The sequence below is a fragment of the Micromonospora sp. NPDC003197 genome (genome assembly GCF_053590565.1).
Genome location: NZ_JBSFTE010000002.1, coordinates 156,460 through 175,344, shown reverse-complemented (window position 1 = coordinate 175,344; position 18,885 = coordinate 156,460). Strand labels below are relative to the sequence as shown.

Sequence of the window (18,885 nt, the reverse complement as noted above, 5' to 3'; positions counted from 1 at the left end):
CCTCCATTTTGAAGGACCGCGACCGCGCGGACCCCCCTGCCCGGAGGCACTGTGCAGCTATTATTGACAATTGTCGACCAAAAGACGGACGACGCTGCGGATGTGGCGCTAGTCACAGACGGTAATGCCACCGTAGGCGCACTCGGTCACGCTGCGCAACAGCTCCTGCGAGATGCGAGGCAACGCACCGGCGGCCCCACCGGATCGGCCACCCTCTATGTCGACGGCAAGGCGATCGACCCCGCTCTGCCGCTGGTCGCCTCCCCGGTACGCGACGGTGTGGTCATCGGCCTGGACGCCCCCGCCGGGTGGCCACCGCCGGAGCAGTCCGGCCTGCTCGAGGTCCGGATCATCGGCGGGCCCGGCACCGGAACCTTCGTTCGCCTCAGCACCGGCGGCGGTGACCTTGGCAGCGACCCCGAGGGCTGGGTGGTGGTCGACAACCCGGCGCTGCCAGCGGTCGCTGCCACGGTCAGTGTGGACGTCCGGGCCCGCTGCACGATCGAGCCGGCACCGGGCGTGCCGATGACACTCGACAGTGAAGAGGTCACCGGCACCATCGAGTGGCGTCCCGGCCAGGTGCTGCGCATCGGTGACGCGCTGATGGAACTCGTCGAGTACACCCGGCCCGACGCGGCGCTGGAGCTCTCTGCGGACGGCACCGGCCTGGACTACAACCGACCGCCGCGGATCCGGCCCACACGTCACCAGACCCGGTTCCGGCTGCCGATGCCGCCGAAGGAACCGCAGCGCAGCCCGCTGCCCTGGCTGATGGCCGTCATCCCGCTGGTCGGCGCGGTCACGCTGATGCTGATCACCGGCAACAAGACGATGCTGCTACTCGCGCTGCTCAGCCCGCTGTCGCTGGTCGGCAACTGGATCATGTCTCGGCGACAGGGCAAGCAGTCGTACGCCCAGCTGCGCCGCGAATACACCGAACGCAAGGCTCGGATCGAGCAGGACGCCCACGACGCCCTCGAGGTCGAAAAGATCGAGCGGCGCGACCTCTGCCCCGACCCGGCGCTGATCGCGGTGATCGCCACCGGCCCCCGCCGCCGGCTCTGGGAGCGGCGCCGCCGGGACGAGGACCACCTGCTAGTGCGGGTGGGCAGCGGGGAACTGCCCGCCGAGGTCGCGCTTGACGACCCCGAGCAGGACGAGCATCGGCGTACCGTGCACTGGTCCATCCCGGATGTACCGGTGACGTTGCCGCTGCGCGAGCACGGGGTGATCGGCTTCGCCGGCCCCGGTGACAGCGCCCGCTCCCTCGGCCGGTGGGCCGTACTGCAAACTGCGGTGCTACACAGCCCCACCGACGTACAGGTGACCGTGCTCACCGATCCGGCGGGCCGGCAGAGCTGGGACTGGCTGCGGTGGTTGCCGCACGCGCGATCGAACAACCCGAGCGCGCCGCCGGTGCTGATCGGCCTCGACGCCGACTCGGTGGGCCGCCGGGTGGCCGGGCTGCTGGAGCTCATCGAGCAGCGTGCCGCGGTGCGCAAGGAGACCGGTTCCGCCGGCTTCCGCGAACCGGACATGCTGGTGGTGTTGGACGGCTCACGCCGGTTGCGGTCGCTGCCCGGCGTGGTCCAGTTGCTGCGCAACGGCCCGTCCGTCGGCGTGTACGCGATCTGTCTGGACACCGACGAGCGCCTGCTGCCCGCAGAGTGCCAGGCAGTGGCCGTGGTCGAGGGCAGCACGCTGCGCATCTCCCGTACCGGGGTGGACGAGCTGACCGGAATCGAACCGGACTTCCCGTCGGTGGCCTGGTGTGCCCGGGTGGCCCGGTCCCTCGCGCCGATCCGCGACGTGAGCGACGACGAGGACGACGCCGCGTTGCCCGCCTCCAGCCGCCTGCTCGACGTGCTGTCGCTGGACCCGCCCCGGGCGCAGGACATCCTCGCCCGCTGGTCGATTCGTGGCGCAAGCACATCGGCGGTGGTCGGCGAGTCGTTCGACGGGCAGTTCGAGATCGACCTGCGGCGCGACGGCCCGCACGGCCTGATCGCCGGGACCACCGGTTCCGGCAAGTCGGAGCTGCTACAGACCATCGTGGCCGCGCTCGCCGTGGCCAACCGCCCGGATGCGATGACCTTCGTGCTGGTCGACTACAAGGGCGGCAGCGCCTTCGGCGACTGCGTACGCCTACCGCACACCGTCGGTATGGTCACCGACCTTGACGAGCACCTGGTCCGTCGGGCGCTGGAGTCGCTCTCGGCCGAGCTGCGCCGCCGCGAGCACGTGCTGGCCGCAGCCGGAGCCAAGGACATTGAGGACTACACCCGGGTCGCCGCCCGACAGTCCGATTCGGTCGCCCTGCCGCGGCTGCTGATCGTCATCGACGAGTTCGCCTCGATGGCCCGGGAGCTGCCGGACTTCGTCACCGGTCTGGTCAACATCGCGCAGCGAGGCCGCTCGCTCGGCATCCACCTGCTGCTCGCCACCCAGCGGCCCAGCGGCGTGGTGTCGCCGGAGATCCGGGCCAACACGAACCTGCGCATCGCGCTACGGGTCACCGACGCCTCGGAAAGCCAGGACGTACTCAACGCTCCGGACGCGGCGCGCATCGCCAAGAGCACGCCGGGCCGGGCATACGTACGGCTCGGGCACGCCTCGCTGGTGCCGTTCCAGTCCGGCCGGGTCGGTGGCCGCCGCCCCGGGACGAGCGGTCCCACTGAGACCGCCCCACCGGAGCTGCGCATCCTCGACTGGGCGGACCTGATCCGGCCGATCGAGACGAACCGGCCGACCCAGCAGACCCGGCAGGAGGAGGTCACCGACCTTCAGGTCCTGGTGGAGGCGCTACGCGAGGCCGCCGAGCAGGCCGGGGTGCCGGCACAGCACAGCCCGTGGCTGCCGGCGCTGCCCGCCTCCGTGATCGTGGACGAGCTGGCTGCCGCTGCGGCCGAACCGGGCGCGCTCGCGCCGGTGCCGTACGGGGTGGAGGATCTGCCCGCCCAGCAGTCGCAGCGCACCGCTGCGGTACGGCTTGAGCAGTTCGGTCACCTGATCGCCGCCGGCGCGCCCCGCACCGGCCGCTCGCAGTTGCTGCGCACTCTCGCGGGCTCGCTGGCCCGTACGCACTCCAGCGCCGACGTACACCTCTACGGACTGGACTGCGGCAACGGCGCGCTGCTGCCGCTCAACGGCCTGCCGCACTGTGGCGCGGTGGTCACCCGTACCGAGGTGGAACGCGCGGTCCGCCTGATCGACCGGCTCGGCGAAGAGATCCGCCGCCGGCAGGGGGTGCTGGCGGCCGGTGGCTACGCCGACGTCACCGAGCAGCGGGCGGCGGTCGACGAGGCGAGTCGCCTGTCGCACATCTTCCTGCTGCTCGACCGCTGGGAGGGGTTCCTCTCCTCGCTCGGCGAGCTGGACGCCGGCACCCTCACCGACAAGGTCTTCACGTTCCTGCGGGAGGGTGCCAGCGTCGGCGTACACGTGGTCATCACCGGCGACCGGTCGGTGCTCAGCGGCCGCATCTCCAACCTCACCGAGGACAAGATCGCGTTCCGGCTCGCCGACAAGACCGACGTGGCGATGCTCGGTCTGCACCCGCGCAACCTGCCGGACGAGATCGCTCCGGGTCGGGCGTTCCGCTCGGAGAGCGGCATCGAGGTCCAGGTGGCGTTGCTGACCGCCGACCCGAGCGGCGCGGCGCAGGCTGCGGCGCTCGCGGAGATCGGACGCCAGGCGACCCAGCGCGACGCTGCGGTCCCCGGCTCGCTGCGGCCGTTCCGGCTGGGCGAGGTGCCCAACCAGATCGGGTACGCCCAGGCCGCGGCGCTGCCCCGCGCGGCTGCCGGTGCCGGCTGGCTGCTGGCTGGGGTCGGTGGGGAGAACCAGCTCCTGGGGTACGGGCCCGACCTGGCCACCGGTGTACCGGCGTTCGGCATCGGCGGTCCGGCAAAGTCGGGGCGCAGCACCATGCTGGCGAGCATGGCCCGCTCCGCTCTGGAGAACGGTCAGCAGGTCATCGTCCTGGCACCCCGAACCTCGCCGCTGCGTGACCTTGCCGGTACCCCCGGCGTGATCACCGTCCTCACCGGTACGGACGTGACGCCCGACGAGCTCAACGAGGCGCTGGCGCAGGTCACCGGGCGGGCGCTGATCGTCGTCGACGACGCGGCCACGCTGCGCGACGCGGCCGCGTCGGGCGAGCTGCGCGACATCATCCAGAAGGGCGAGGCGAGGCAGCTCGCGGTGATCTACGCGGGCGACCCGGAGGACCTGAGCGTCGGGTTCAGCGGCTGGCTTGTCGACGCCCGCCGGAGCCGGCGTGGCGCGCTGCTCTCGCCGCAGAACCGCACCGACGGGGATCTGATCGGCCTGCGGCTGCCCCGTACGGCGGTGGGACAGCCGGTACGGCCGGGCCGGGCGATGCTGCACCTCGGCGACGGCGAGCCGATCACTGTGCAGGTGCCGGAGTAGTCCGGTGATCCGAAAAAGGGCGGGCACCTCGGTGCCCGCCCTTTTTCTTCGGTTCCCACCGTGGTCAGTTGCTGCGCAGCGCCTTGGCCAGCTCGTCGTCGGCCTGCTGGAAGGTGTCCGCGGCGGTGGTGAGGTACTTGCCCATGCCCTCCAGGCCCCCGATCACCTTGCTGGCACCCTCGTTGAACTCGGTGTACGACTCGTCGAACTGCTTGCTGGACGCGTCGGTCACGTAACCGCCGTTGACCAGGTTGTTGACCATGTTCTTCAGCTCGGTGAGCTTGCTGAGGATCTCTTCCTTGCCCTGCGTGAGCCGATTGGCCGCGTCACGCATCTCCTGGTAGGTCACATTGACGTTTGCCATGTCGTACCTCTCCTGTCAGCTGCTGGTGAATCGGAACGTGCCGGTGACGGCGTCGAAGACCTCGAAGAACTCCGTCTCCAACGCCAGCACTGGGGAACTGCCGGTGATGAGTGCCACCCGGGTCGGCTCGGGTCCGGGGAACGGCACGAAGGTCTGCATGATCAGCGAGCGGACCCAGCCGGCCCCGTCGGGGAGCGTGACGTCGTCGACGCCCCGCGTGCGGGGCACTCGACCGGCACCGGGGATCTCGACGGACTCGACCTCGCGCCAGAGCGAGTCGATGCCCCGCTTGGGGCGGGCGGTCAGATGTGGGGTGATCGCGTCTGCGGCACCCTGCTGGTCCGGGGCGTCCACGATCGTCACCGTCACCGTCGCGGACATGATCGCCCCGCCGACGGGGGTGACCATGGTGCCGCAGAACCGGGCACCGCTGTCGTACGCACGCCGCGATGTCTCGCGCAGCACCTTGGCCAGCGCGGACCGGTGCTCGTAGAGGTCCGGGACGTCCTTGAGACGCGCGTTGACAAGCGCGTTGATCGCGGCATTGCGGGCGTCCGGGTGCAGCTCGACCTCGAACCACGAGTCCGGGACGGTGATCGAGAACCCGGTGACGGCCGGGGCGGGTGTGCTGGTCATCGGTCAGCCCTTTGTGCTCTCACGTAGTTCCGCAGCCAGGTCGTCGTCGGCTTTACGCAGGTTCTCGACGGCCTGGTTCGCCATCTTGATCAGTTGCGCGCAGTTCTCGTCGACACGGCCTCGACCGTCTCGCCAATGTGACTCAAAGTTACTTATCGCGCTGTCGACCTCGGGGCCGCCAAGATCTCCGGAGAATTCGTTCATCCAGGCCTTGGCCGAGTCCATACCGACCCGAATGCTCTCCAACTGGGCAGCAAACTCCGCCAGTCCGTCCAGATTGACCGTTAAGCGGTCGGCAGCCATGCAATCCCGCCTCTGTCGTATCGGCCCGTCGAACGCAGCGTACGTGCCCAAAGCGAGATCATCCAACCTCACGACCTCAACACTGAGTGACGGAGCACGTTAGACTCCCGGCGTCCACACCGAGAGCGGAGGCATCCATGGCTAGGCCGACTGACTGGTGGGTCCTCGACCTGGACAGCGATCCCACGCCCGGTGATCCCGAACGAGTCCGGCTACTCGCATCGCGCTTCCATGACTTCGCCGACAACGCGTACCGGGCAAAGCTCGCCGTCGACTCGCTGCAGGGCGACGGTGCGCTACTCACCTGGGTGGGCAAGTCTGGTGACGCCTTCCGGGAGCAGTTCGGCGAGTTTCCCAGCCAGGTGAACAAGTTGTACCGCTCGCACCTGATGGTGGGTGACGCGCTGGAGGCGTACGCGCCGATGCTGGAGAACGCGCAGGCGCAGGCGGACCGGGCGCTGGCCGACGGCCGGGTCGCGGCCGACAGGCTGAGTTCGTTGCAGGGTTCCCTGAGTCTCGCGGAGCTGGACTTCACCGGCGCGTCCCACGCGGCCGAGAGGGCCCGGTCGGAGACCCAAGCACCGGACCCGGAGCAGGTCAAGCAGGCGGTCCGGGACGCCGAGTCCGCACAGCAGAAACGTGATCAGGCGCGCAGCGCGGTCGCCGGCGCACAGGGCGAGCTGGACCTGGCCAAGCAGCTGGCGGCGCAGGCCAAGGAGCTGCGCGACGGCGCTGCGCGTACCTGCGCCCGGGAGATCGACGAGGCGTCGGACGCGGGCATCCAGCCGCGCTCCTTCTGGGAGAAGCTGGCCGACGCGTTCAAGGACCTGTGGGAAATCATCTGCGAGGTCGCCAAGTGGGTGGCGCTGGTCGCCGGCGTCATCGCGATGATCATCGGTGGCCCGTTGGCCTGGGTCGCCCTGGCTGCGGGCGCGATTCTGCTGATCAAGGCGGTGGTGGACTTCTCGCAGGGCAAGGGCTCGGTGATGGACCTGGTCTTCGGCCTGCTCGGCGTCATCCCCGGCGTCAAGGGGCTGACGTCGCTGTCGAAGCTCAGCTCGCTCTACAAGGCCGGCGGGCTGAAGGAGATCGGCAAGGCCGCTCTCACCGGCATGAAGAACCTGGCCAACGACATGGTGAACCTGATCAAGGCGGGCGGGTCCCACGCGCTGACTCTGATCAAGAACCTCGGCGGCCTCGCCAACCTGGGCGCGGCCAAGCTCTCCGACCTGTTCCACGTCAAGGTGCCGGTGGTACCCAAGGACGTGTCCCGCTCGATCGACATCCGGACGTGTGTGAGCGACCCGATCGACGTCGCCACCGGCGAGATGGTGCTGCCCGAGGTCGACCTGGAACTGCCTGCGCCGCTGCCCTTCGCGCTGGAGCGCACCCACCTGTCGTCGTACCGGGCCGGCGGCCTCTTCGGCGCGTCCTGGGCCTCCACGCTGGACCAGCGGATCGAGAGCGACACGCAGGCGACCCTCTTCTTCGCCGCGGACGCGATGGTCCTGGTCTACCCCGCTGGTGAGCCGGGTACGGCGGTGCTGCCCGAGGAGGGCCCGCGCTGGCCCCTGACCGTCGCCGCGGACAACAGCGCCCGGCTGGAGACCGGCGAGCAGGTGCTCACCTTCGACGCCGCCGGCCGACTGAGCACAGTTACCGACCCGGTGGGCAACCAGCTACACATCGAACGCGACGCGAACGGCACCCCGTTGGCCCTGCACCACCCATCCGGCCGCCGGATCCGGCTCGCCGTCGAGGAGGGCCGGATCACCGGAATCACCCTCGCCAGCGGCAACGCGGAGACCGCGATCGCCGGTTTCCGGTACGACGACGATGGCCAGCTGACCGAGGTGACGAACATCTCGGGGCAGCCGGCCCGGTTCCGGTACGACGACGATGGCCGGATCACGCAATGGATCGACCGCAACGGCTTCGGCTACCGCTACACGTACGACGAGCAGGGCCGCTGCGTCGGCACCATGGGCGAGGACGGCTACCTCAGCGCGACGCTCGCGTACGAGCCCGAGCGCACCACCTACACCGACTCGCTCGGACACGCCACGGTCTACACCTTCGACGAGTACCACCACCGGACCAGCACCGTCGACCCGCTGGGCAACACGACGCGCTTCACCTGGGGACGGCACAACCAGCTGCTCTCCCGTACCGACCCGCTGGGGTACACCACCGGGTACGTCTACGACGAGCACGGTCGGCTGACCACGGTGACCCGGCCGGACGGCAGCGTCATGGACGTCTCCGACACCGGGCTGGACGTCCCCAGCAGTGTCGTGGCCGTTCCCGGCAGCGGGGAGAGCGTGCCCAGCGTGGACCTGCCAGGTACCGCGGCCCGCCTCGACCTGGACCGGCTGCGCGGTTCGCGGCCCGCACGGCCGGAGCGGGCCGAAGGGTTGGCGGGCTGGGCGGTACGCAGCGAAGGCGAGACCGTCCACTACGACCCCGAGGGCTACCCGGTCGAACGGACCGACGCCGCAGGCAATGTCCGGCGCACCGAGTACGGGCCGTTCGGCGTGGTGCTGGCGACCGTGGACGCGGACGGGCTGCGGACCACGTACACCTATGACACCGAGCTGCGGGTCACCTCGGTCACCGACCCGGGCGGCCTGGTCTGGCGGTACGCGTACGACCCGGCCGGTCGGGTCGTCGCGGAGACCGACTTCAACGGCCGTACCCGGCACTTCACCTACGATGCGGCCGGCAACCTCAGCGCCGCCACCAACGGCGTCGGCGAGCTTGTCGAGTACGTCCGTGACCCGCTCGGCAACCTCGTCGAGCGGCGTACCCCGGACGGCAGCACCCACTTCACGTACGACCGCGACGGCCGTCTCGTCGCGGCCCGCAGCCCTGGTGCGGAGCTGACCGTCGCCTGGGACGAGACCGGACGCCGCAGCGCCGAGACGGTCAACGGCCGGACCCTGCGCCTCGACCGGGACGAAACCCGGGGCACCGTCACCCGGCACACCCCCGCGGGCGCAGTCAGCGTCTGGGCGGCGGACCCGTTCGGTCGCCCGTTCGCGCTGAGCAGCGGCGGCCACGAGGTGCTGCTGCGGCACGATGGGCCGGGCCGGGAGACGCACCGGGCGGTAGACGGTCAGCCGGTCCTGTCCCAGCGGTACGACGCCGACGGCCACCTGCTTGACCAGGATCTGCCTGCGGTCGGCGCGCGTGGTTTCGCGTACCGGGCCGACGGCGTGGTGACCACCATCGCCGACTGGACCGGCCGGCACGAGTTCGGCCTGGACGAGACCGGACGGGTCACCCGGGTGCAGGGCCCGGGCCGGGACGAGACCTACCGCTACCCGCAGGGACGCCCCGACGGCGAGTACGACGGCACGCTGCTGGTCGGCGGCGGCACGGTCTCCGGCAGCTACGACGCGCACGGCCGGATGACCACCCGGACCGTGACCGGCGTCGGCACCTGGCACTTCACCTGGAACGCCGACGACCAGCTGGTCGAGGTGCTCACCCCGGGCGGGGACCGCTGGCGCTACGGCTACGACCCGCTGGGCCGCCGGATCTCCAAGCAGCGCCTGACCGGCCCGGTGACCGTCGAACGCTACGACTTCACCTGGTCCGGCAGTGCACTGGTCGAACAGGCGCACACCGACGTGGACGGCACGCTACGGGTCACCACCTGGGACCACCACCCGGTCGACGGCCGTCCCGTCGCCCGCGTCGTCCGGATCGGCGCGGACCTGGACTACGCCACCGTGGTCACCGACCAGGTCGGCACCCCGACCGAGCTGCTCGGTGCGGACGGCACCCTGCGCTGGCAGGGGAACGCCACGCTCTGGGGTGCCACTGACACCTCGGCCGCAGCGCAGCCACTCGCCTTTCCCGGCCAGTATCGGGACGACGAGACCGGTCTGCACTACAACGTCTACCGGTACTACGACCCGCTGACCAGCCGCTACCTGAGCCAGGACCCGCTCGGCCTGGCACCCGCCCCTGACCCGGCCGGCTACGTCAGCAACCCCCTGTTGCAGGCCGACCCGCTCGGCCTGGTCTGCTCCAGCCCCACCGGGTCGAGCGTCCCACACGTCACTCCCGGCGGTGGCGACAGCGCGGCGCTGTTGGACTCGTTCGACGAGTTGGGCGACATCGGACTAGCTTGGCGGGATTCGGTGCCGCCGGTGACGTACAAGTTACCGTTCGACGTCATTCCGGACCGGCAGCCGAACGACGCGCTGCCCGACTGGCTCTACCACGGCTCGGACGTGCGGCCAGAGGTCATCTTCGAGAGCGGCCTCAAGTCGAACGCGATGTTCAAGAACAGCGACGCGCACTACGACATCAAGCTGCACCAGCAGAACAGCTCGGTGATACGGGACGGGGACACGTACAGCGGTTTCATCTCCACGACCAAGGACCTCAACACGGCGCTCTACTTCGTCCGGGAGAAGGACATCGCGTTCCAGCTCGCGGAAAAGTCGCTCGACGGCGTCGAGACCTCGGTCAAGATCGGCGACCAGACACACAAGATCCACTACGGCTACGTGTACGTGGTGCGAGGCAACAGCCAGCCCTTCGTCGACCTGAACAGCCAGCTCACCTCCGACATCACCAAGGCGTCGCAGTTTGAGTGGGCGGCGCTGGACCACATCCCGAGTCGCAACATCAAAGAGGCTTGGCTGATTGACGGGCCGTACAGCGTCGGGGTGAAGGACGGCAAGCAGGCGTTCAACTTCCCACAGGGTGTCCCCATAAAGGAGACGATCCCGAACCCGAACTACGTGCCGAATAACTGAGAAGTGAGGAGTCCGGATATGCGTTGGATGTACGCGGTTGACCCGGCCTACGAGGGCATCGAGAATGTGCCGCCGTACGCCATCGCTGGGGCCTATCCTGTCGGCGCGGACGGCACGGTCGCCGAAGAAATGATCCCGAACCCGGACTACCGGCCGTCGCCGCGCGTACTCGGCCTGCCGGACCCGGCGAACGCCATCGAGGCGGCTATCCAGAACGCGGCCACCGGTCACGGCGACGACGCTGCGGTCCGCGCCGCCCTGCTGGCCGGCACGGTCTTCGTCGATCCCGCCAATCCCGACGACGGCTTGGACGTACGCGCCTGGACCTCGGACCGCTACCTTCCGGCCGCAGACGAGGGCCGCGACTGGCGGCGGCTGCCGATGGCCCAGCTGGCAGCCGGGCTCGGTGGCCGGGCGCTGCTACTCAATCCCGGCACCGACCTGGAGGTGCGCCTGCCCGCCGCAGCACTCGCCTGAACATCGCCGAACAACCACCCGGTGGCGCTCAGGCACGCCACCACGATCATTTCGGGCGGGCAGCCAGGGAAAGGCACGGTACGGCGTCAGCCCAGGGCGGCCAGCAGTTCCTTGCAGGCCTGCTCGCAGGCCCGACACGCATCGGCGCACACCCGGCAGTGCTCGTGCATGTCGGCATGCTTGGCGCACTCGTCTCCACACACCTTGCAGGCCGTGATGCACGCCTGGAGCATCGCCCGGGTGAGGTTGGCGTCGTAGCCGGTGTGCCGGGACAACACCCGCCCGGTGGTCTCGCAAATGTCGGCGCAGTCCAGGTTCGACCGCACGCACTTGATCAGCTCGACCACACCGGTATCGCTCAGACAGGCGTCAGCGCAGGCGGTGCAGGTCTGCGCACATTCGAAGCAGGCCTCGATGCACCGGGTCAGCTTGGCCCGGTCCACGTGGCCCAGATCGGCCGGGTAGGTCTCCAGCATCGCGCCCACGTTTCCCATGATCGTCCTCCCGCTGCCGGCTCGACTCGACTCGGACAGTTCGTCACGATTGCTCGTTCTCGTGCTGGTACCCCCGAGGGCAGCGGGCTAACGTGTGGGCGACGGATCCGGCTCGCCAACCCTGACAATCGTTATGTTTAAGACTTGCCTTTCGTGTCATGGTTTGTACGGGCACCCCCCGTACCGTCGTCGAATGGCGAAGCGTGTTGAATTTGGTTCGATGCGGAACAGCAATGTGGTGAGCGAGCACCCTGCGCAGCAGCGGCTGCTGGTCCCGGGGCGCCTCCTGGCGGCCCTGGCGGTGTTGGCGGTGGGTGCCGGCGTCCTATTTTGGCTGACCCCGGCCGGGTGGACCGGTCCCCGCCCGGTGGAGGTCACGAACGGCGCCTCGGCTGCGACCTACCGCCTGATCACCGATCTGGTGGGGGAAGGGCCAGACTGGCTGCACACCTTCGTGGAGTTGGCCACCGAGGGCAGCGTGCTGCTCCTCGTCTTCACCCTGGTCTGGACCTGGTGGACGGGCCGGCGGCGGGGTGCGCAGGTCGTCGGTGGCACGGTGCTGGTCGGCCTCGGCATGACCTCCGCCTACCTGATCAGCGAGGTGTTCAAACTGATCGTGGACGAGCAGCGACCGTGTCGCGCCCTCTCCGGGATCGAGACCGTGGTCGCCTGTCCGGGCATCGGGGACTGGTCGTTTCCGAGCAACCACACCACCATCGCCGCCGGGCTCGCCGTCGGACTGGCGGTGGTGGCCCCCCGACTCGCGGCGTTGACCCTTCCCCTGGCTGCCCTGGCAGCGGCACTGCGGGTCCTCGCCGGGGTGCACTACCCGCACGACGTACTCGCCGGTTTCGTCCTCGGCGGTGCAATGACCGCAGCCACCGTGATCGCCCTGACCCCGCTGGCGACCTACGTGATCCGCTGGATGGGCTCGATCCCGGCCTTCCGGTTCCTGGTGCTGGCCAAAGCGCCTCGGACGACCGGTAAACCGACGACGAACCGCTGAGCCCACCGGGCCGTCGCACCCGAACGCTGAGCCCGAACGCTGAGCCCACCAAGCCGTCGCAGCTCAGCGGGCGACCTTCAGGCTGCCTGCGGACCACTCGGGTACGCAAAGAGGGCGGCCCCTGGTCAGGGGCCGCCCTCTGGCTTACCGACCGGCGTCAGCCGCGCTTCATCAACCGCCCGACGGCGGCCATCATCTCGGTGGCCACCTCGTCGGCGCGTCCTTCGACGGCAGCCTCGTGCATACAGTGCCGGGCGTGGCCGTCGAGCAGGCCGAGTGCCACCTTGTCCAGGGCGGCCTGGATCGCTGAGATCTGGGTGAGTACGTCGATGCAGTACCGGTCGTCGTCGACCATCCGCTCGATCCCGCGGACCTGCCCCTCGACGCGCCGCAGCCGGGCGAGCAGCTGATCCTTGGTGGCTGTGTAGCCCCGGGTCGGCTTGTCCGTAGGTGTCGTCATGCCAGCAATCATACCCAACCCCCCGGGGGTATGGTATGGTCCTCGACGTCCGATACCCCTACAGGGTAAGAGTATTAAGGAGCCTCTCGTGAGCGGTTGCGGTTGTGGTTGCGGTTGCGGCACCACCCAGACCATCGAGACCCCGGCCACCGACGGTCGCGACTACCTCGTCGCCGGCATGACCTGCCAACCTTGCGCTACTCGGGTGAGCACCGCAGTGACGGCCGTCCCCGGCGTCACCGGCGTCACGGTCGACCTCGCCGCCGGCCGTATCACTGTCGAGGGCACCGCCAGCGACGCCGAGATCCAGGCCGCCGTCACCGACGCCGGCTACCAGATCACCAACTCATAGCCCACAAGCAAGAGCAATCCAGCACACATCCACCTTGCGGATACCCCTAGGGGGTATATAGTGAAGCGGAAGAACGAAGGGAGTCGGTCATGGTCACCGAGAAGTACCAGGTCAAGGGAATGACCTGCGGGCACTGCGTGAGCGCGGTCAGCGCGGAGGTGGGTGCCATCTCCGGTGTCAGCGAAGTAAAGGTCGACCTGGCCTCCGGCGAGGTCACCGTCACCAGCGCTGCGGCACTCGACCCGGCGGCGGTCGCCGCAGCCGTGGACGAGGCCGGCTACGAACTCGTCACGGCCTGACAAACAGTCACATCAACGACAAGCCGAGGTAACCGCGATGAACACGGCGACGAAACTGAGTGCCTTCGCACTCGGCCTAGTGGTGGTGTTCGGCGGCGCGTACGGGGCTGGCCAGCTGGTCGGCCCCGGTGCCACCGTCGACCCCAAACCCGACAACGACTCCGGCGGACACAGCACCGACCACACCAACCCGACCGAGCCGGGTCCGACCAGGGACATCCTGCCCGGCGGGCTGCTGGTGTCCGACCGTGGTTACAGCCTCACCCCGGTCGCCGCCACCGAGGGCGAATTCGCCTTCCGGATCACCGGACCGGACGGCCGGCCCGTCACCGCGTACGACGTCGAACACGAGAAGCGGATGCACCTGATCGTGGCCCGACGGGACCTGTCCGGCTTCCGGCACGTCCACCCCGAGCTGACCACCGACGGGGTCTGGCGGGTCGCCTCCCCGCTCGGCGAGCCGGGCAGTTGGCGGGCGTTCGCCGACTTCAAGCCGACCGGTGGCGAAGCGTTGACCCTCGGCGTCGACGTCGCCGTACCCGGCGCGTTCACCCCGAAGCCCCTGCCCACCCCCGAGACCACCACCACCGTGGACGGCTACACAGTCGCCCTCGACGGCACGCTGACCCCGGGCAGCACCAGCAAACTGACCCTGAACGTCAGCCGGGACGGCGTACCGGTCACCGACCTCCAGCCCTACCTCGGTGCGTACGGGCACCTGGTCGCCCTGCGCGACGGTGACCTGGCCTACCTGCACGTCCACCCGGACGGCACGCCCGGCGACGGAAAGACCCAGCCCGGACCGGCCATCACCTTCCACGCCGAGGTGCCATCGGCCGGCACCTACCGGCTGTTCCTGGACTTCCAACACGGCGGTGTCGTGCGTACCGCCGAATTCACCCTGACCGCCGGGCCGGCCAGCGCACTGCCGCCCAGCCCGACCGGCACGGTTCCAAGCCCGGCGGGCCCGACCACGCCGGCCCCCTCTGGCCACTCGCACAACTGATCAGGAGAAAGAGCCATGTCATCAGTCACCCGGCCGTTGCAAACGGCACCGAACCAGATCGAGTTGGCGATCGGTGGCATGACCTGCGCCTCCTGCGCCTCACGGATCGAAAAGAAGCTCAACCGGCTCGACGGAGTCACCGCCACGGTCAACTACGCCACCGAGAAGGCGACGGTCAGCTTCGACGAAACGGTCACCACCGAGGACCTGATCACCACGGTGGAGAAGACCGGCTACACCGCGAAACTGCCGCCACCACCCGCGCCCTCGGGCACCGCTGCGGGTGCCGATACGCAAGCCGCCGAACCCGTCGACGAGCTGCGCGGACTGCGTACCCGACTGTGGGTGTCGCTGGTGCTGACCGTACCGGTGATCGCCCTGGCCATGGTGCCTGCCTGGCAGTTCGAATACTGGCAGTGGCTCTCCCTGACCCTGGCCGCACCGGTCGTGGTCTACGGCGGCCTACCGTTCCACCGGGCCGCCTGGGTCAACCTGCGACACGGCGCCGCCACCATGGACACGCTGGTCTCGGTGGGCACCATCGCCGCCTTCGGCTGGTCGCTGTGGGCACTGTTCTTCGGCACCGCCGGCACCCCCGGCATGACCCACCCGTTCAGCTTCGACATCACCCGTACCGACGGTGCCGGCAACATCTACCTCGAAGCCGCCGCCGGGGTGACCCTGTTCATCCTCGCCGGTCGCTACTTCGAGGCCCGCTCCAAGCGCCGGGCCGGCGCCGCCCTGCGCGCCCTGCTGGAACTCGGCGCGAAGGACGTCGCGGTACTCCGCAACGGGGTCGAGACCCGCATCCCGGTGGCGGAACTCGCCGTCGGCGACCGGTTCGTCGTACGGCCCGGGGAGAAGATCGCCACCGACGGGATCGTCGAGGACGGATCCTCGGCGGTCGACGCCAGCATGCTCACCGGTGAGTCGGTACCGGTCGAGGTCGGCCTCGGTGACCAGGTCGTCGGCGCCACCGTCAACGCCGGCGGGCGGCTCGTCGTACGGGCCACCCGGGTCGGCGCGGACACCCAACTCGCCCAGATGGCGACCCTGGTCGAGCAGGCCCAGACCGGCAAGGCGCAGGTGCAGCGGCTGGCCGACCGGATCTCCGGAGTGTTCGTACCGATCGTCATCGCCCTCGCCGTGGCGACCCTCGGCTACTGGATCGGCACCGGCAACGGCATCACCGCCGCGTTCACCGCTGCGGTGGCCGTACTCATCATCGCCTGCCCCTGCGCGCTGGGCCTGGCCACGCCCACCGCGCTGCTGGTCGGGACCGGTCGGGGCGCCCAGCTCGGCATCCTGATCAAGGGGCCGGAAACCCTGGAGTCCACCAAGAAGATCGACACTGTCGTGCTGGACAAGACCGGCACCGTCACCACCGGCAAGATGACCCTGGTCGACACCATCACCGCCGATGGCCAGGAGACCGACGAGCTGCTGCGACTGGCCGGAGCGCTGGAGGCCGCCTCCGAGCACCCCATCGCCCAGGCCGTCGCCACCGGTGCCGCCGAGCGGGTCGGGCAACTGCCCACCGTCACCGGGTTCGCCAACGTCGAGGGACTCGGCGTCACCGGCACCGTCGACGGTCACGCCATCACCGTCGGCCGGGCCCGGCTGCTGACCGAACGTGGGCTCACCCTGCCCGTCGAGGTGGAACGCGCCGCTGCCGCCGCCGAAGCTGCCGGTCGTACGGTGGTCTACGCCGGCTGGGACGGCACGGCCCGGGGCGCGTTCGTGGTGGCTGACGTGGTCAAGCCGACCAGCCGGGCGGCCATCGCCGGGCTGCGGGCCCTCGGCCTGACCCCGGTGCTGCTCACCGGCGACAACACCACCGTCGCCAGGACCGTGGCGGCCGAGGTCGGCATCGACGAGGTGATCGCCGAGGTCATGCCGGCCGACAAGGTCGACGTGGTGAAGCGGCTCCAGGGCGAGGGCAAGGTGGTGGCGATGATCGGCGACGGGGTCAACGACGCCGCCGCACTCGCCCAGGCCGACCTGGGCCTGGCGATGGGCACGGGCACCGACGTGGCCATCGAGGCCAGCGACCTCACCCTGGTCCGGGGCGACCTGATGGCCGCCGTCGACGCCATCCGGCTGTCCCGAGCCACCCTGGGCACCATCAAGGGCAACCTGTTCTGGGCGTTCGCCTACAACGTGGCCGCCCTGCCGTTGGCCGCGACCGGCCTGCTCAACCCGATGATCGCCGGGGCTGCCATGGCGTTCTCGTCGGTCTTCGTGGTCAGCAACTCGCTGCGGCTGCGCCGGTTCAAGCCGTACGCCGGCACCGCGCGCTGAGCACTCGGCCCACCGTCGGCCGGCCACCCACACCCGGGTGGCCGGCCGACGTGTGTAGCACCGGCATAACGGAAGGCGGATCAGCCCCGCCGGTTGGTGTCTTCGAGGTACTGCAGGACGGCGGTGACCCGACGGTCGGCGCGGTCGGTGGGCGCGAGGTCCAGCTTGGCGAAGATGCTCCGGATGTGCTTGTGCACCGCACCATCGGTGACGAAGAGCCGTTCGGCGATGGCACTGTTTCCCAGCCCCTCAGCCATCAGCGCCAGCACGTCACGTTCCCGAGGGCTCAACCGTTCCAGGCGATGGCCCGGCCGGTGCCGGGTCAGCAACTGAGCGACGATCTCCGGGTCGATGACGGTGCCGCCGCCCACCACCCGGTGCAACGCGTCCAGGAACTCCTCGACCCGCCCCACCCGTTCCTTCAGCAGATAGCCGAGGCGGGAGCCGCCATCGGCGAGCAGTTCGGTGGCGAACGCCTGCTCGACGTACGCCGACAGCACGAGTACGGCCAGCTCGGGATGCCGCCGCCGGGCCTCGACCGCTGCGACGATCCCCTCGTCGGTGTGGGTCGGCGGCATCCGTACGTCCACGATGGCCACATCTGGCCGGTACGCGTCCACGGCGACCAGGAAGTCCTCGGGGTTACCTGCGGTAGCCACCACATCCAGGGACTCCGCCCGCAGCAGCAGCGCAAGCCCTTCCCGCAGCAGTGGGTCGTCCTCGGCGATCACAATCCGCATGGCAGGCTCACGGTGAGGGTGGTGGGCCCGCCGGCCGGACTGGCCAGCGTGAACGTTCCATCGTGCGCTTCGACCCGGCGGCGGATACCGGCCAACCCTGACCCACTGTGCTCGCCCGCTCCACCTTGGCCATCGTCGGTGATCTCCACGAACAGTTGATCCCCACGACGACGAAGCATAACGGCGGCCTGCGTGGCGCGACTGTGGCGGGCAATGTTGGTCAACGCCTCGGCTACGACGAAGTAGGCGGTCGCCTCGACGGACGCGGCACACCGGTCGGACGCATCGGCGTCGATCCGGCAGGGCACCGGCGAACCTGCGGCCAGGGCGGTAAGGGCGTCGGCCAGACTGCGATCGGTCAACACCGGGGGCAGGATGCTGCGTACGACGGCCCGCAGCTCGGCCAGCGCCTGCTCGGCGGCGTCCTGAGCGCGGTCGATGATGGCCTCGGCTTGGGCCGGGTCACGGCCCACCGCCCGCCGGGCCGCGCCGAGCAGGACGTTGACAGCGACGATCCGGTTCTGGGTGCCGTCGTGCAGGGCTCGTTCGATCCGCCGCAGCTCGGTGGCGTGCGCGTCCAACACGGCCGCCCGGGTCGCGGTCAGTTGGGCGACCCGCAGGGTGAGATCGGCACCAGGGGCTGGTGACAGCAGGCGGCGCCCCGGCCACGCCTGTAGCCAGGCCATGCCCGGCGCGATAACGACACCGACGACGAGCCAGCCCAGGCCCATCAGGGATACCAGTAGAGCGCCCTGCGCATCGTGCACCGTCACGATCCCCAACGTGTCGGTGGCTTCGATTGGCGGCACCAGGTACCACCACAGCGGGAAGCTACCGTTTATCGCCACGTACAGGGGCAGCGTCGCTCCGAACAGGCCGAGGAACAGCCCGTCGGTCGCATGCCACGCCACCCAGCCCAGCTCTCGCTGCACCGTACGGTCTCGCAGGGCATCTCCCAGCCGAGCCGGTACCGGCTCCGGGCCAATGATCTCCGGCCCCCATCGGGACAGCCGGGCGCGTTCCCGATCGGCGATGACGCGGAGTACCCGTAACGCGACCGGCATCAGGAGCAGACCCACGCCGACCAGACATGCCAGTGCCGCGAGCACGAGAAAGACCAGTGCCATCAGCGCGAGAATCGCCGTGCCCAGCCCGCCAACGAGGTGTTCGAGTGCGTCCAGGGCGACCCGGGCGCGGTCGGCTACCCCCCACCGGCGGGCTGGCTTATGGCTATCAGAGCTCAT

15 protein-coding genes are annotated in these 18,885 nt (G+C 69.7%); 8 read left to right on the top strand and 7 right to left on the bottom strand.

Annotated features, from left to right (window positions below; all coding sequences use genetic code 11):
* The first annotated feature begins 102 nt into the window (after window positions 1-102).
* Window positions 103-4,431, top strand: coding sequence for an FtsK/SpoIIIE domain-containing protein (locus ACWDV4_RS03050; RefSeq protein WP_449974400.1), 4,329 nt, complete (start codon window positions 103-105; stop codon window positions 4,429-4,431).
* Between the two features lie 64 nt (window positions 4,432-4,495).
* Here the strand turns inward: ACWDV4_RS03050 and ACWDV4_RS03045 are convergent, their stop codons facing one another.
* Genes ACWDV4_RS03045 through ACWDV4_RS03035 form a run of 3 tightly spaced genes read right to left on the bottom strand, consistent with a single transcriptional unit; the run spans window position 4,496 to window position 5,734 of the window.
* Window positions 4,496-4,795 (bottom strand): WXG100 family type VII secretion target, encoded by a 300-nt coding sequence (locus tag ACWDV4_RS03045; protein WP_449974399.1) that lies wholly within the window; start codon window positions 4,793-4,795, stop codon window positions 4,496-4,498.
* A 15-nt stretch (window positions 4,796-4,810) separates the two neighbouring features.
* Window positions 4,811-5,431, bottom strand: a complete 621-nt coding sequence (locus ACWDV4_RS03040) for a hypothetical protein (protein ID WP_449974398.1) — start codon at window positions 5,429-5,431, stop codon at window positions 4,811-4,813.
* 3 nt (window positions 5,432-5,434) lie between these two features.
* A complete protein-coding gene (locus tag ACWDV4_RS03035) occupies window positions 5,435-5,734 on the bottom strand; it encodes a hypothetical protein (RefSeq protein WP_449974397.1) in 300 nt (99 codons plus the stop codon).
* A 137-nt stretch (window positions 5,735-5,871) separates the two neighbouring features.
* On the opposite strand from ACWDV4_RS03035, the gene ACWDV4_RS03030 reads away from it, so the two are divergent.
* On the top strand, window positions 5,872-10,506 hold the full coding sequence (locus tag ACWDV4_RS03030; RefSeq protein ID WP_449974395.1) for a DUF6531 domain-containing protein: 4,635 nt from the start codon (window positions 5,872-5,874) through the stop codon (window positions 10,504-10,506).
* An 18-nt stretch (window positions 10,507-10,524) separates the two neighbouring features.
* Window positions 10,525-10,983 carry a type VII secretion system-associated protein gene (locus ACWDV4_RS03025; RefSeq protein ID WP_449974394.1) on the top strand — a complete coding sequence of 153 codons (459 nt, stop codon included), beginning with the start codon at window positions 10,525-10,527 and terminating at the stop codon, window positions 10,981-10,983.
* A gap of 86 nt (window positions 10,984-11,069) precedes the next feature.
* Here ACWDV4_RS03025 and ACWDV4_RS03020 read toward each other — a convergent pair whose 3' ends face one another.
* Window positions 11,070-11,477 (bottom strand): four-helix bundle copper-binding protein, encoded by a 408-nt coding sequence (locus tag ACWDV4_RS03020; RefSeq protein ID WP_449974393.1) that lies wholly within the window; start codon window positions 11,475-11,477, stop codon window positions 11,070-11,072.
* Between the two features lie 193 nt (window positions 11,478-11,670).
* Here ACWDV4_RS03020 and ACWDV4_RS03015 point away from each other — a divergent pair, with 193 nt between their 5' ends.
* The gene (locus ACWDV4_RS03015) at window positions 11,671-12,483 is read left to right on the top strand and encodes a phosphatase PAP2 family protein (RefSeq protein WP_449974391.1); all 813 of its coding nucleotides are present in this window, start codon (window positions 11,671-11,673) and stop codon (window positions 12,481-12,483) included.
* Window positions 12,484-12,640: 157 nt separating this feature from the next.
* On the opposite strand, the gene ACWDV4_RS03010 is transcribed toward ACWDV4_RS03015, so the two are convergent.
* Window positions 12,641-12,943, bottom strand: a complete 303-nt coding sequence (locus ACWDV4_RS03010) for a metal-sensitive transcriptional regulator (RefSeq protein WP_449974389.1) — start codon at window positions 12,941-12,943, stop codon at window positions 12,641-12,643.
* Window positions 12,944-13,031: 88 nt separating this feature from the next.
* Here ACWDV4_RS03010 and ACWDV4_RS03005 point away from each other — a divergent pair, with 88 nt between their 5' ends.
* The 4 genes from ACWDV4_RS03005 to ACWDV4_RS02990 all read left to right on the top strand — a co-directional run bounded on the left by ACWDV4_RS03005 (window position 13,032) and on the right by ACWDV4_RS02990 (window position 16,901).
* Window positions 13,032-13,295, top strand: a complete 264-nt coding sequence (locus ACWDV4_RS03005; protein WP_449974388.1) for a heavy-metal-associated domain-containing protein — start codon at window positions 13,032-13,034, stop codon at window positions 13,293-13,295.
* An 89-nt stretch (window positions 13,296-13,384) separates the two neighbouring features.
* Entirely contained in the window at window positions 13,385-13,594 is a 210-nt protein-coding gene (locus ACWDV4_RS03000) for a copper ion binding protein (protein ID WP_449974386.1), read from the top strand.
* A gap of 37 nt (window positions 13,595-13,631) precedes the next feature.
* A complete protein-coding gene (locus ACWDV4_RS02995; protein WP_449974385.1) occupies window positions 13,632-14,600 on the top strand; it encodes a hypothetical protein in 969 nt (322 codons plus the stop codon).
* Window positions 14,601-14,615: 15 nt separating this feature from the next.
* Window positions 14,616-16,901, top strand: coding sequence for a heavy metal translocating P-type ATPase (locus ACWDV4_RS02990; RefSeq protein WP_449974384.1), 2,286 nt, complete (start codon window positions 14,616-14,618; stop codon window positions 16,899-16,901).
* An 80-nt stretch (window positions 16,902-16,981) separates the two neighbouring features.
* On the opposite strand, the gene ACWDV4_RS02985 is transcribed toward ACWDV4_RS02990, so the two are convergent.
* Window positions 16,982-17,641: a response regulator gene (locus tag ACWDV4_RS02985; protein WP_449974383.1), complete on the bottom strand. Its 660-nt coding sequence runs from the start codon at window positions 17,639-17,641 to the stop codon at window positions 16,982-16,984.
* Window positions 17,629-18,885 (bottom strand): sensor histidine kinase, encoded by a 1,257-nt coding sequence (locus ACWDV4_RS02980; RefSeq protein ID WP_449974382.1) that lies wholly within the window; start codon window positions 18,883-18,885, stop codon window positions 17,629-17,631. Before ACWDV4_RS02980 ends, ACWDV4_RS02985 begins: the two co-directional genes overlap by 13 nt.